General features: G+C 71.2%; 14 protein-coding genes. 9 read left to right on the top strand and 5 right to left on the bottom strand.

All coding sequences use genetic code 11. The features are described from left to right. Positions 1-52 precede the first annotated feature (52 nt). From ACZ69Q_RS32610 to ACZ69Q_RS32590, 5 genes are all read left to right on the top strand, one after another. Complete coding sequence (locus ACZ69Q_RS32610; RefSeq protein ID WP_471048956.1) at positions 53-1,075, top strand: zinc-binding alcohol dehydrogenase family protein; 1,023 nt, start codon at positions 53-55, stop codon at positions 1,073-1,075. A gap of 303 nt (positions 1,076-1,378) precedes the next feature. Continuing rightward, positions 1,379-2,815: a family 2B encapsulin nanocompartment shell protein gene (locus tag ACZ69Q_RS32605; RefSeq protein WP_471048810.1), complete on the top strand. Its 1,437-nt coding sequence runs from the start codon at positions 1,379-1,381 to the stop codon at positions 2,813-2,815. Positions 2,816-2,831: 16 nt separating this feature from the next. Then, positions 2,832-3,881, top strand: a complete 1,050-nt coding sequence (locus ACZ69Q_RS32600; protein WP_471048808.1) for a family 2 encapsulin nanocompartment cargo protein terpene cyclase — start codon at positions 2,832-2,834, stop codon at positions 3,879-3,881. 50 nt (positions 3,882-3,931) lie between these two features. Next, positions 3,932-4,810, top strand: coding sequence for a geranyl diphosphate 2-C-methyltransferase (locus tag ACZ69Q_RS32595; RefSeq protein WP_471048955.1), 879 nt, complete (start codon positions 3,932-3,934; stop codon positions 4,808-4,810). 119 nt (positions 4,811-4,929) lie between these two features. Then, on the top strand, positions 4,930-5,826 hold the full coding sequence (locus tag ACZ69Q_RS32590; protein WP_471048805.1) for an SGNH hydrolase domain-containing protein: 897 nt from the start codon (positions 4,930-4,932) through the stop codon (positions 5,824-5,826). A gap of 10 nt (positions 5,827-5,836) precedes the next feature. Here ACZ69Q_RS32590 and ACZ69Q_RS32585 read toward each other — a convergent pair whose 3' ends face one another. Continuing rightward, positions 5,837-6,319, bottom strand: coding sequence for a VOC family protein (locus ACZ69Q_RS32585; RefSeq protein WP_471048804.1), 483 nt, complete (start codon positions 6,317-6,319; stop codon positions 5,837-5,839). A gap of 124 nt (positions 6,320-6,443) precedes the next feature. Here ACZ69Q_RS32585 and ACZ69Q_RS32580 point away from each other — a divergent pair, with 124 nt between their 5' ends. The 3 genes from ACZ69Q_RS32580 (at position 6,444) to ACZ69Q_RS32570 (ending at position 8,988) form a co-directional block, all read left to right on the top strand. Beyond that, the gene (locus tag ACZ69Q_RS32580) at positions 6,444-7,658 is read left to right on the top strand and encodes an epoxide hydrolase family protein (protein ID WP_471048802.1); all 1,215 of its coding nucleotides are present in this window, start codon (positions 6,444-6,446) and stop codon (positions 7,656-7,658) included. Between the two features lie 87 nt (positions 7,659-7,745). Continuing rightward, the gene (locus ACZ69Q_RS32575) at positions 7,746-8,384 is read left to right on the top strand and encodes an ATP-dependent Clp protease proteolytic subunit (RefSeq protein WP_471048800.1); all 639 of its coding nucleotides are present in this window, start codon (positions 7,746-7,748) and stop codon (positions 8,382-8,384) included. A gap of 1 nt (position 8,385) precedes the next feature. Next, positions 8,386-8,988, top strand: coding sequence for a ClpP family protease (locus tag ACZ69Q_RS32570; protein ID WP_471048797.1), 603 nt, complete (start codon positions 8,386-8,388; stop codon positions 8,986-8,988). 16 nt (positions 8,989-9,004) lie between these two features. On the opposite strand, the gene ACZ69Q_RS32565 is transcribed toward ACZ69Q_RS32570, so the two are convergent. The 4 genes from ACZ69Q_RS32565 to ACZ69Q_RS32550 form a co-directional block, all read right to left on the bottom strand. Next, positions 9,005-9,505, bottom strand: coding sequence for a helix-turn-helix domain-containing protein (locus ACZ69Q_RS32565; RefSeq protein WP_471048794.1), 501 nt, complete (start codon positions 9,503-9,505; stop codon positions 9,005-9,007). A gap of 67 nt (positions 9,506-9,572) precedes the next feature. Continuing rightward, entirely contained in the window at positions 9,573-10,154 is a 582-nt protein-coding gene (locus ACZ69Q_RS32560) for a DinB family protein (protein ID WP_471048792.1), read from the bottom strand. A gap of 55 nt (positions 10,155-10,209) precedes the next feature. After that, entirely contained in the window at positions 10,210-10,665 is a 456-nt protein-coding gene (locus ACZ69Q_RS32555) for an ATP-binding protein (protein WP_471048790.1), read from the bottom strand. A gap of 234 nt (positions 10,666-10,899) precedes the next feature. Continuing rightward, a complete protein-coding gene (locus ACZ69Q_RS32550) occupies positions 10,900-11,826 on the bottom strand; it encodes a DUF6777 domain-containing protein (RefSeq protein WP_471048787.1) in 927 nt (308 codons plus the stop codon). A gap of 225 nt (positions 11,827-12,051) precedes the next feature. On the opposite strand from ACZ69Q_RS32550, the gene ACZ69Q_RS32545 reads away from it, so the two are divergent. Beyond that, entirely contained in the window at positions 12,052-13,338 is a 1,287-nt protein-coding gene (locus ACZ69Q_RS32545) for a streptophobe family protein (RefSeq protein WP_471048784.1), read from the top strand. The last annotated feature ends 52 nt before the right edge of the window (positions 13,339-13,390 follow it).

The raw sequence follows: 13,390 nt of genomic DNA, 5'->3' as shown, positions 1-13,390 counted from the left end.
GGTGGGGAGGGCTGCCGGTCGACGGACGGGACTCGCCATGGCGGACACGACGATGCGGGCATGGTCGGTGGTCGAGCCCGGTCCGGTCGGGGGCGGACCGGGTGGGGCGGGGCCGCTGCGACTGGTCGGGAAGCCGGTTCCGGCGCCGGAGGACGACGAGCTGCTGGTGCGGGTTCTGGCGTGCGGGGTGTGCCGTACCGATCTGCATGTCGCCGAGGGCGACCTGCCGGTGCACCGGCCCGGTGTCACGCCGGGGCACGAGGTCGTCGGGGTGGTCGCGGCCCTCGGCGCGGCGGTGAGCGGCTTCGACGTCGGGGAGCGGGTCGGCGTCGCCTGGCTGCGGCGGACCGACGGCACGTGCGGCTACTGCCTGCGCGGGTCGGAGAACCTGTGCCCGGGATCCACGTACACGGGCTGGGACGCCGACGGCGGATACGCCGAGTACACGACCGTGCCGGCCGCGTTCGCCCACCGGCTGCCCGGCGCCCTGGACGACGTGTCGCTCGCCCCGCTGCTGTGTGCCGGGATCATCGGATACCGCGCGCTGCGCCGCTCGGCGCTGCCGCCGGGCGGGCGGCTCGGACTGTACGGCTTCGGGGGCAGCGCTCATCTGTGCGCGCAGGTGGCGCTGGCCGAGGGCGCCACCGTGCACGTCCTCACGCGCGGGGCCGGCGCGCGGAAGCTGGCGCTCGATCTGGGAGCCGCCTCGGCGCGGGACGCGTACGCGATGCCGCCGGAGCCACTGGACAGCGCGATCCTGTTCGCGCCCGCCGGCGAGCTGGTCCCCCTCGCGCTGCGGGCCCTGGACCGGGGCGGGACGCTGGCGATAGCCGGGATCCACCTCAGCGACATCCCGGTGCTGCGCTATGAAAGCGAGCTCTTCTACGAGAAGCAGGTGCGCAGCGTCACCTCCAACACGCGCGAGGACGCCCGTGCGTTCCTGGCGCTCGCCGCCGAGCACTCGGTGCACGCCACGACGCACACCTATCCGTTGTCGCGGGCGGACCAGGCGTTGCGTGATCTCGAAGAGGGCCGGTTCGACGGAGCGGCCGTGCTGGTGAACGACCTGCCCTGAGCCTTCGCCCCCGCGGCGAACCGGCAGCGGCGAGCCGGTGGTCGCGCGCCCGCAGGTCCGGACGAACGCGACCGGCGTGCAAGCGCGTGGTCCCGCGCCCTCCGCCTCGACGGAGGGTTTGCACCACCCGGGTGACGAAACCGCCCCCTTCACGCCGTACCGGGCGAACCACCCGCGCTGTTTGTCTTGTCCTGCGGCGCGTACGGCCCATCCGTGCCACAAGGCCGCCGTTCTCGCGCCCAGAGACTGCCGTCGTCTCCGACCACTTCGCTCACTCCTGACCACCCTCCAGGAAGGGATCACGTGTCCGTATCCGAGAGTGCCGCCGGACCCGCCGCCGACGACCCCGCCCCCACCACCGACGGACCACTGACCAGTCTCAGCACCCAGGCGGCGCGCCAGCTCGCCACGACCACCAAGTCCGAACCCCAGATGCAGGCCATCTCCTCGCGATGGCTGCTGAAGATGCTGCCCTGGGTCGACGTCAAGGGCGGCACCTACCGGGTCAACCGGCGTCTGCAACTGCGGGTCGGCCGCGGCCGGGTGCAGTTCGAGCAGAACGGCGCCTACGACATCAAGGTCATCCCCCAGACGCTCACCGAACTGCCTGCCCTGCGGGGCTACTCCGACGTGGACGTCCTGAAGGAGGTCGCGGGCCGGTTCCGGGTGCGCGAGGTCCGGGCCGGCCAGGTCCTCGTCGAGGCGGGGCAGCCGGTCCAGGAGGCCTACCTCGTCGTACACGGCCGCTTCACCCGCTTCACCGAGGGCAAGTACGGCGAGGAGGAGATCCTCGGCGTCGTCACCGACGGCGACCAGATCGGCGACGAGGCCATCGGCCAGCCCGACCCGCTGTGGCTGAGCTCGGTGCGCGCCGAGACATCGGGCGTGCTGATGGTGCTGCCCTGGACCGTGGTCCAGGAGTTCACCGACCGGGTGCCGTCCCTCGCGGAGCACCTGTCGGCGTATGCCGAGCGCCAGCAACTGCCCATGAACCGCAAGGGCGAGGCCGACGTACCGGTGCAGGCCGGCCACGTCGGCGAGCCGACCATCGGCGGCGGCTACGTCGACTACGACCTCGCCCCGCGCGAGTACGAGTTGTCACTCACCCAGACCGTACTGCGGGTGCACACGAGGGTCGCCGACCTGTTCAACAACCCGATGGACCAGACCGAGCAGCAACTGAGGCTGACCATCGAGGAGATCCGCGAACGCCAGGAGTGGGAGCTGGTCAACAACCGGGACTTCGGGCTGCTGCACAGCGCCGACTACGGGCAGCGCATCAGCACCTTCACCGGGCCGCCGACGCCGGACGACATGGACGAACTGCTGTCGATGCGGCGCAAGACCAAGCTGTTCATCGCCCATCCGAAGGCGATCGCCGCCTTCTTCCGGCAGTGCAACCGGCGCGGCCTGGTGCCGGGCACGGCGAACGTCGACGGGCACGAGATCCCGGCCTGGCGCGGTGTCCCGATCTTCCCGTGCAACAAGATCCCGGTCAGCGCACAGCACACCAGCAGCATCATCGCGCTGCGCACCGGTGAGGGCGACCAGGGGGCCATCGGGCTGTACCAGACCGGGATCCCCGAGGAGTACCAGCCGGGCCTGAACGTGCGGTTCATGGGGATCGACGCCAACTCGATCATCCGCTACCTCGTCACCGCCTATTACTCGATGGCGATCCTCGTGCCCGACGCGGTCGGGATCCTCGAGAACGCCCAGATCGGCCGGACCCCTGAGTGAGCTCGTGGAGAACCCGATGAGCACGACCCCCTCCAGGCCGGCCCTGCCCGGGCCGCCGAACCTCGCCCGGACCATCCGGAGCAGGCGCGGCGGCGCGATCCCGGGGCTGCGCTACCGGCAGGTGGCCCCCGCCGACCCGGAGAAGGTCGCGGAGGTGGACCGCAGGCTGGAGGAGTGGGCACGCCGTCTCGACCTGTTCCCGCCGGCCTGGTCGGGGGACTTCTCGGGCTTCCAGTTCGGCCGGGCCGTAGTGCTCCAGCATCCCGCCGGCGCCGACCTGGAGCGGCTGACGGTGGCCGGGAAGCTGCTGCTGGCCGAGAACATCGTCGATAGCTGCTACTGCGAGGAGGACGAGGGCAGGGGCGCGACCCGCAGAGGGCTCGGCGGGCGGCTGATCATGGCCCAGTCGGCGCTGGATCCGTTCCACGCCACCCCCGAGTTCCAGGAGCAGTGGGCGCAGGGCATGCAGGGGGACGGTCCGCTGCGCTCGTACCACTGGGCGCTGAAGGACTACTCGGCCCTCGCCACCCCGAGCCAGACCGACCGGCTCGTGCACGACCTCGCCCGGCTGCACATGGGCTACCTCGCCGAGGCGGCCTGGAGCGAGACGCGGTACGTCCCCCATGTGTGGGAGTACCTGGTGATGCGGCAGTTCAACAACTTCCGGCCCTGTCTGTCGATCGTCGACGCCATCGACGGCTACGAACTGCCCGAGGCCGTGTACGCCCGCCCCGAGATCCAGCGGATCACCGCGCTCGCCTGCAACGCCACCACGATCGTCAACGACCTGTACTCCTTCACCAAGGAGCTGGCCGGCGACCCCACCCATCTGAACCTGCCGCAGGTCGTCGCCGCCAACGAGCGCTGCGGTCTCAAGGCCGCCTATCTGAAGGCGGTCGAGATCCACAACCAGATCATGGCGGCGTTCGAGGAGGAGTCGGCGCTGCTCGGCGCCACCTCCCCGCTCGTCGAGCGCTACACCCGGGGCCTGGACGACTGGGTGGCCGGGAACCACGAGTGGCACGCCACCAACACGCACCGCTACCACCTGCCCAACTACTGGTAAAGCGCGACCTGATGACAGAACGTCACAAGCACCAGCACGAGGAGTCACCGTTGACCATCGCCCCCGAAGCGGACACCAAGGCAAAGTCGGTGCCGACCCAGTCCACGTACCAGAACCGCGTCGCGGACTACTGGAACGCCGAGGAGAACCCGGTCAACCTCGAACTCGGAAAGCTCGACGACCTGTACCACCACCACTACGGCATCGGGAACGCCGACCGTTCCGTGCTCGACGAACCCGATCCCGGACTGCGCCGTGAGCGCGTCACGGCCGAACTGCACCGGCTGGAGCACGCCCAGGCAGAGCTGCTCGCCGCGAGTCTCGGTCCCCTGTCCCCCGCCGACCGTGTCTTCGACGCCGGCTGCGGGCGCGGCGGCGGAAGTGTCGTGGCCAACCTGCGCTACGGCTGCCACGCCGACGGCGTCACCATCTCCGAGAAGCAGGCCGAGTTCGCGAACGCGCAGGCCCGCAAGCGGGGCATCGACGGCAAGGTGCGCTACCACCACCGCAACATGCTGGACACCGGGCTGGAGTCCGGGGCGTACGCGGCGTCCTGGAACAACGAGTCCACCATGTACGTCGAGCTCGACCTGCTGTTCGCCGAGCACGCGCGGCTGCTGCGCCGCGGCGGCCGCTATGTGGTGATCACCGGCTGCTACAACGACACCTACGGGCGTGCCTCGCGCGAGGTGTCCCTCATCAACGCCCATTACATCTGCGACATCCACCCACGCTCGGAGTACTTCCGCGCGATGGCCCGCAACCGCCTCGTGCCGGTCCATGTGGAGGATCTGACGGAGGCGGCCATCCCCTACTGGGAGTTGCGGCGCGAGGCCGACCACCTGGTGACCGGGATCGAGGACACGTTCATCGACGCGTACCGCAACGGCAGCTTCCAGTACCTGCTGATCGCGGCGGACCGCGTCTGAACGACTGTCAGAGCTCACGTCGGCCACGGGCGTTCCGTGGCCGACGCGTGTCTTCCCCCTTGGGCCCGGCCGTGCTTGCCTGGGGAACCGTTTTCGGTGTCCGGGGCGGGAGTCGCCGTATGCGCAAGCCGTGGATCGTGGGGGTGCTGCTGGCCGCCGTGCTGCTCGGGGCGTGCGGGGATCCGGCGTCCGGGCCGGAGGCCGCGCCGCCTCCGGAGGCGCCGCGAGCGTCGGTCACCACGCAGCAGCGGGCGCCGGCCTCGGCCTCACCGAGTGCCGCTCCGGCGAAGGCGCCGAGCGTCCTGTACCTCGGCGACTCGCTCGCGATGGAGGCACAGACGGTGCTCGCGCAGGAGTTGCGCCGGGGGCTGCGGGCGACGTACACGAGCGCGCCGTACTCGGGCACCACCCTGTGCGACTACCTTCAGGGCACGGGCGAACGGTCCCTCGTCCCGGACGCGGACAAGGCGGCCGCCCTGGTGCGCCGGCTGCGCCCCGACTTCGTCGTGCTCCAGTTCTGGGGCAACGCCTGGGGCTACACGCCGTGCATGGACGGCATCACCCATGACGCCTCCCCGCAGCGGTACTTCGAGCGGTACGGGGCCGACATGAAGCGGCTCGCCGACCAGATCTCCGGCGCCGGGGACGCGCGGATCGTATGGGTGCTCCAGGGCCCGGACCCGATCACTCCCGACCGGGTCCGACGCGTCAACGAGTTGTACGAGGGGCGGGCCGCCGCCTCGGGCGAACTGGTCGCCGACGCCGGCAGGGCGGTGAGCGCGGCCGGGGCCCGCTACTCCTGGGTCCAATACCTGCCGTGCACGGCGTACGAGCGCGCGCACGACGAGTACTGCACCCAGTCGGGCCGTGACCGGACGGCCCTGCACCGCGACGACGACTCCCTGCACTTCTGTCTGGCGCCCACGACCTCGACGCCGAAGCCGTGCCCGGTCCGCTCGCCCGGGATCCTGCGGATCGCCCTGGAGATCACCCGGGTGATCCGCGAGAACCCGTAGGAATGCGGGCTCACTCCCCGGCGTAGGCCTTCTCCAGGGCGGCGAGGTCGAACTTGTGCATCGCCAAGAACGCCTTGGTCACCCGGGCGGCCTTCACCGGGTCCGGGTCGGTGACCATCGCGTCCAGCCGGTCCGGGACGACCTGCCAGGACACCCCGAACCTGTCCTTGAGCCACCCGCACGGACCGGGCTCGCCGCCGTTCTCGGTGAGCTTGGCCCAGTAGTAGTCGATCTCCTCCTGGTTCTCGCAGAAGATCATGAAGGAGGTCGCCTCGGTGAACTTGAACTGGGGGCCGCCGTTGAGACCGAGGAACTTGTGGCCGTTGGCCGTGAACTCGACGGTCATCACGGTTCCGGCGGGCTGCATCGCTCCCTCGGGGTAGCGAGCCACCTTGCCGACGCTGGAGTTCTTGAAGATCGAGACGTAGAAGTGGGCGGCCTCCTCGGCCTGGCCGTCGAACCAGAGACACGTGGTGAAACCGTCGGTTGCCATGAGTACCTCCTGGAGCATGGATCCGCTGTCATGAGTGTCGACCGATCCTCGCCCCGGAACTCATCGGTCGCAGGGCCCACTAATCCAGGTGGCCGTTACACCGTTCGGAACTAGCATCGCGCTCATGACGTCTTCGCCCGCTGACAACGGCATCCGTCCCTTCCGCATCGACATACCGCAGAGTGACCTCGACGACCTGTACGACCGCCTCGACCGGACCCGGTGGCCCGACGAGCTGCCCGGAGTGGGATGGGCGTACGGCGTGCCGTCGGACTACCTGCGCGAGCTGGTGCACCACTGGCGGTACGAGTACGACTGGCGGGCGGCGGAGGCGCGGCTGAACGAGTGGCCGCAGTTCACGACCGAGATCGACGGTGCGCGGGTGCATTTCGCGCACATCCGCTCCCCCGAGCCCGACGCCACTCCGCTGATCGTCACGCACGGCTGGCCGGGATCGATCGTCGAATTCCTGGACATCGTCGGTCCGCTGACGGACCCGGCCGCACACGGCGGCGACCGAGCCGACGCCTTCCACGTGGTCCTGCCGAGCATTCCCGGTTTCGGGTTCTCCGGGCCCACCCGGGAGACCGGCTGGGAGGCTCTCCGGATCGCCGACGCGTGGGTCGAGCTCATGACACGCCTCGGCTACGAGCGGTTCGGCGCCCAGGGCGGCGACTGGGGTGCCGGCATCTCGCGTGAGCTGGGCCGTGCCCACCCCGAGCGGGCGATCGGCATCCACCTGAACCTGCTGCCCGGGGCGCAGGCGGCCACCGAGCCGACCGCTGCGGAACTGGAGGCGCTGAGCCCCGAGGAGCGTGAGCGGACGCTCGCCTCGTGGCGTCGGTGGGCGGCGTGGTTCCGGGACGGGACGGGCTACTTCCACATGCAGTCCACCCGGCCGCAGACCCTGTCGTACGCGCTCACGGACTCGCCGGTCGGCCAACTCGCCTGGATCGTCGAGAAGTTCCAGGAGTGGACGGACTCCGAGCGAGTGCCCGAGGAGGCCGTCGACCGGGACCAGATGCTCACGAACGTGATGCTGTACTGGTTGACGGGCACGGCGGGTTCGTCCGCCCGGGTCTACTACGAGCGCGCCCACGCCAAGGGCGGCCGGGTCGCCGCCCCGCACGAGCCCTCGACGGCCCCGACCGCGGTGGCCTCCTTCCCCGGCGATCCGCAGATTCCCCTGCGCCACAAGGCGGAGCGGACGGAGAACATCGTCCGCTGGACAGAGCTCGACCGGGGCGGGCACTTCGCGGCGATGGAGGAGCCGGACCTTCTGGTTGACGACGTGCGGGCGTTCTTCCGGCAACTGCGGGAGGGCTCTGCCGTCGGCTGATCTGCCACGGGCAGAGAAACCGGACACCGCCCTGGTCCGACGTCAACAGTGGAGTCACCGGCATCCCCACCACCACGAGGAGAACCGATGACTCCACTCTCGACGCTCACGCCGCGTGCCGAGGAGGGCGACGCCCCGCCGACGCGGTTCGACGACCACCTCGCCGCCCAACTGCTGGGCCAGCGCATCGTGTTGCTGGGCACCGAGGTCACCGAGGCCTCCGCGAACCGGATCTGCGCCCAGCTCCTGCTGCTGTCGGCGGAGGACCCGCGCACCGACATCAGCCTGTACATCAACAGCCCGGGCGGGTCGGTGCACGCGGGGCTCGCCATCTACGACACGATGCGGCTGATCCCGAACGACGTCGCGACCCTGGCCATGGGATTCGCGGCCAGCATGGGCCAGTTCCTGCTCAGCGTCGGCACCGCGGGCAAGCGGTTCACGCTGCCGAACGCGCGGATCATGATGCACCAGCCGTCGGCCGGGATCGGCGGCACGACGGCGGACATCGAGATCCAGGCGGAGAACCTGGACTTCACCAAGAAGACCATCGAGCGGATCACCGCCGAGCACACCGGCCAGACCCCGGAGACCATCTCCCGGGACGGTGACCGCGACCGCTGGTTCACGGCCGAGGAGGCCACTCAGTACGGCTTGGTGGACCGGGTCGTGGAGTCCCTCGCGGACGTCCGCCCGGCCGCCTCGAAGCGACGGATGGGGCTGTGACATGGGGAACTACACGATTCCGTACGTCGTCGAGCGGACGGCGCACGGCGAGCGCTCCTCCGACGTCTTCAGCAGGCTGCTGTCGGAGCGGATCATCTTCCTCGGCACCGAGATCGACGACGGCGTCGCCAACGTCGTGATCGCACAGCTCCTGCATCTGGAGTCCTCGGCGCCGGAGAACGAGATCGCGATCTACATCAACTCCCCCGGCGGATCGTTCACTTCACTCATGGCGATCTACGACACCATGACGTACGTGCAGGCTCCGATCTCCACGTTCTGCGTGGGGCAGGCCGCGTCCACGGCCGCCGTGCTGCTGGCCGGAGGGGATCCGGGGCGCCGGTTCGTGCTGGAGCACGCGCGCGTGCTGCTCGGCCAGCCCGCGTCCGGGGGCAGTCGCGGCATGGTGTCCGACCTCGCCCTCCAGGCAAAGGAGATGGTCCGGATCCGCTCGCAGGTCGAGGAGGTGCTGGCCCGGCACACCCAGCACGACATCGCGACGCTGCGGGCGGACATGGACCGCGACAAGGTGTTCACCGCCGAGGAGGCCGTCGCGTACTGCCTCGCCGACGAGGTGGTGAGCCGGCGCCTCGTCAGGGTCTGAGGCGCCGGCGCATCCGTCACGCCGCCAGGCACAGCCCGTCGTACGACGAACCCGCCCTGCCGCGGCCACCGCCGGGCACCCTGCGGCTGGTGACCCGGACGAGCTCTCCCTGCGCCAGCGACAGCAGGTCGCCGAGGCCGAGCCCCAGGGCGTGGGCCGCGGCCGCGAGAACCTCCGAGGAGGCCTCCTTGCGGCCGCGCTCCACCTCCGAGAGATACGGCATCGAGATCCGGGCGGCGTCGGCCACGTCCTTGAGCGTCCGCTCCTGCGCGAGGCGCTCACGGCGCAGGACGTCGCCGACGAGGTCGCGCCAGAGGGGCTCCTTGGGCGCGGGCGCCTGTGACGGGGCGGAGGACGGCGCGGCTGAGGGGGCGGTCGTCGGCGGGGCGGCGGGAGGGCGTTCGGACGCGGGGCGGGTCGGTCGCAGGCGCGTGGCCGACGGGCGGGCCAGCGGCGGGCGGGCGGCCGGCGGGCGCAGGGCGATGACGCGGGCTTCGTTCGACACTTGTTCGCTCACCTTCCCAGCCTAGGAACGCGGGGCGCGAGGGGAAGGGATCGGCATTGCGCCCTGGAAGAAATCGCCGCTACTGTCCGACCCGCCCGTCGATCCGCTCCCGCAGGAGGTCGGCGTGGCCGTTGTGCCGGGCGTACTCCTCGATCATGTGGACCAGCACCTCGCGCAGGGCGATCGGCTCGTCGCCGCCGTTGCCGATGACGTCGAGGCTCGGTGCCTCGGCCACGAAGCGTTCCGCGAAGGCGACTTCCGAGCGCCAGGTCGCCCAGGCCTCGGCGACGACGCCGGGGTGGGGTACGGCGCCGGTGAACTCGCCGTTGGGGTCGTCCTCGGTGCGGTAGTGCCGGGGGATGTCGTGCCCGGCCATGACACGGCGGAACCAGGTCTGTTCGACGCCGGCGAGATGGCGCAGCAGGCCCAGCAGGCAGAGGTCGGACGGGGGGACCGAGCGGCGGGCCAAGTCCTCGGCATCCAGGTCGGCGCATTTCATCTCGAACGTCAGCCGCTGGTCGCCGAGGTATCCGACGAGGGTCGCGAGTTCGCCGACGTAGCCGCCGTCACTGCGGGGATCGTCGTCGGGGGTGACCCACATGTCCCACCACCCGAAGCTGCGTCGGGGCAGCTTCCCTTCCGGCTGCGTGACATCGGTCATATGGGCGAGCATGGGCGGTCGGCATCGGGACCACCACCCGATTTCCGGCCGCGCCTCACTCGTCGGCCAGTCGCAGGACCGCCCGCACCCGCTTGCCCACCGGTACCCGCTCGACGGCGACCTCCGCCGCGAGGGCGTGCACTATCTCCAGGCCGTGCCGGCCGACCCGCTCCGGGTCCTTGGGGTAACGGCGGGGCAGGGCGGAGCTGCTGTCGTACACGCAGACCGACACCGCGTCGTCCGTGCCCTCCAGGTCCAGGATGTACGGGCCGTTGCTGTGCCGGTCGGCGTTGGTGACCAGCTCGCTGACCACCAGGAGCACCTTGTCCTCGGCGGGCGCGCCGATCTTGGCGCACCACTCGGTCCTGAGCCGGCCGAGGAACAGCGCGGCGAAGGACCGCGCCTCGGCGATACATCCCGGTTCACCGCTGAAGTGCGCTGCCCGCCTCAGTGGTTCCACGGGCACGTCGAAACCAGTAGGAATCACTGCCCCGTCCGCGTGCTCGATCATGCGTTTCTCTCTCGGAAGCCGGCACTGGCCGGATGCTGCTGCACCTGTCCTGTTACCCAGAGCGCGGCGGCGCAGTCACCGTGCAGGTGGCGCCGTACGTCACAGCGCCGGGGACCGCGGTGCGGCCTCGGTGGGCGCCGACTGCGACGTGGTGTTCGAGTCGTCGTCCGGGGGCGGCGGCGGGGTGGAGGTGTCGGGCGTTTCAGGCTCGGTCAGAGGTCGGCGTCGACGCGCTCAGCGACGGGGTGGGCTTCGCCGGGCGGCCGGTCCTCCTGTCCTGTCGCCGTCGTCGCCGCGGTGGCGGGCGACCCACTCGTCGCCGGCGGCGTCGTAGACGACGAACACGTTGATGACCGTCTGCGCGGGGGTGACCACCACGACGTTCGAGGAGCGGTACGACGGCCAGGAGTCGCCGGTCCGCTTCAGGGTGCCCTGCCGGGCGACGGGCCGGGTCAGCGGGTTGCCGCAGGCACAGCGCACCCGGGGCTCCCCGCGGTCGTCGACGAGGACCGCCGTGCCCGTCTGGAGGACGGCCTGGTAGCCGGTGGCGGCTCCGTCCACGTAGCCGTGGTTGGTGACCCGGGTGTCCAGGCGGAGCTGGACGGGGGTGAGCGAGCGCAGGTAGGCGGGGACGTCGTCGGCGTCGAGGCGGGCGACCGACGCGAACGCCTTGTTCTTCTCGGGGGCCGCCCGGAGGTGGCCGATCTGCTTCTCCACGTCGCAACTGGCGACGTTGCGGGTGCCGCCGTACAGGCCCGGCGCGCCGCCGTCGACGCCGCGCGGTTGGCTCGACGGTGCCGACTCGGCGGGCGGGGACGGGGTGGCGGGCGCGGCGGAGCTGTCGTTGGCCGTGGACTCGGTGAAGGGGTCGGGGCCCGTCTTGTCCGCGGCCTGGAGGAAGACTTCGCCGCTCTGTCCGGTGCCGCCGTCGCCGTCGGAGAGGGCGACGGCGAGCACCATGCCGGCCACGGCCACGGCGGTGAGTGCCGCGATGCGGGGCGGGGACCGCCACCAAGGGCGGTGCGGTCCGGGGCCGTCGGGCTCGGGTGTGCCTGCGCCGGACGGGGGCTGCGAGGGCGGCCCGGGCGGCTGGGAGGGGCCCGGCAGGGGGCCCGAGGGAGGTCCTGTGGGCCGGTCGGACGACGGAGGTTCGTCGCTCACGAAGCCTTCTTCCCGACGGGGGACTCCGTCGAGTCTCCCTCTGCGGGGACCTCTTCCACCTGTACGAAGCTCCCGCGACACCTGATCCGATTTCGCTGTATTCGCGATCTCCTACGGCATTTCACGCCGCCCCCATTCTGTGTTCCGTTCCCGCGCCGACCGCAAGCCGACGCATACGGACCTCCCGGCGGGCGCACCGCACAGGCGCTGCCTAGCGTGGGCAGGGTGAGTGTCGCGACCCCCTCCCGTCCGGCTGTGGCCGCCCATGGCTGGGTGCGGGCTCTCGCCGTGGTGCTGGCCGGGCTGGTCGCGATGGGGGCGGTCGCGGCCCTCGGACTGTGGGCGGCCGGGGCGGCGGACCTGCCCGACGGCGCGTTCCCCCGGGTCGTCGCGGCGACCGTGGTCACGGCGGTCGGCGGCACGGTCGAGCTCTCGGGGAACGCCGGAGGGCTCGCCGAGTCCGATGCCGGCCTGACCGTGATGCCGCTGTCCGTCACACTCACCGGCGCGCTCGTGATGGCCGCGGGTTTCCTGTGGCCGCTTCGGCACCGGGCGGTCGCCGGTGCCCGGGAGCTGGCGGGGTGGGCCGCGAGGATCGCCGTACTGTGGCTGGTCGCTGTGCTGGGGCTGTCCTTCGCCGCCCGCCAGACCTTCTCCCTGTCCCTGCGCGACCTCGGGCAGGACGTGCTCGGCGACCTGGGTGACCTGTTCGGCATCTCGCCCGAGATCGGCTTCACGACCGACGTCGTGGCGACCGTGTTCTTCGGACTGCTGTGGCTGGCCGGCGTGCTGGTGCTGGCCCTGCTGGTCTCGCGCGGGGCGCCGCTGCCGGGGCGGCTGCTGCGCTTCCAGGAGTCGGTGCGGCCGGCCGCGTACGCCATGGTGGTGCTGTTGCTGGCCTACGTCGGGCTGGGCGTGGTCATCGGGCTGGTCGTCGCGGCGACGCGCGGGCACGCGGCCGAGACGTTCGCGGTGATCCTGCTCGGGATGCCGAACCTGGTGTGGTTCGCCCTGACGATCGGGCTCGGCGCGACCTGGAACGGCCGGGTCGACGGGCCTTTCGGGCTGCCCATGCCGCATGTGCTGGACGAGGTGCTGCGCGGCAAGGAGGTGGCCGAGGTGAACCTCGGCACGCTCGCCGAGCAGGACGGGCGGGTGTGGTGGCTCATCGTCGTGGACGCGGTGCTGTTGCTGGCCGCCGCGTTCGTCATGGCACGGCGTTCACCGGCCCGCATCCGTGCCTGGCAGCACGCCGTGCACATGGCGGTCGCGCTGGCGCTCACGGTGCTGATGATCTGCCTCGTGGGCCGGATCTCCGCGCACTACGGGCTGTCGGTGCTGGGCATCGGAGACCTCGGCGGTGATCTGGCCGGCGAGCTGTTCCTGAACCCCGAGGTGTGGGGTGCCTTCGGTCTGGCGCTGCTGTGGGGGCTGGTCACCGGCTTCCTCGGCGGGCTGCTGGCGCGACCGCTGCGGCACAGGGGCGAGGTCGCGGCGCGGGCCGAGCGCTGAACGGGCCGCCGTTCAACACCACAAGACCGGCGCCGTTCACCGCCGGAAAACC

This window comes from Streptomyces sp. NPDC036764, assembly GCF_055609385.1.
This window is presented reverse-complemented; position numbering and strand designations above follow the sequence as displayed.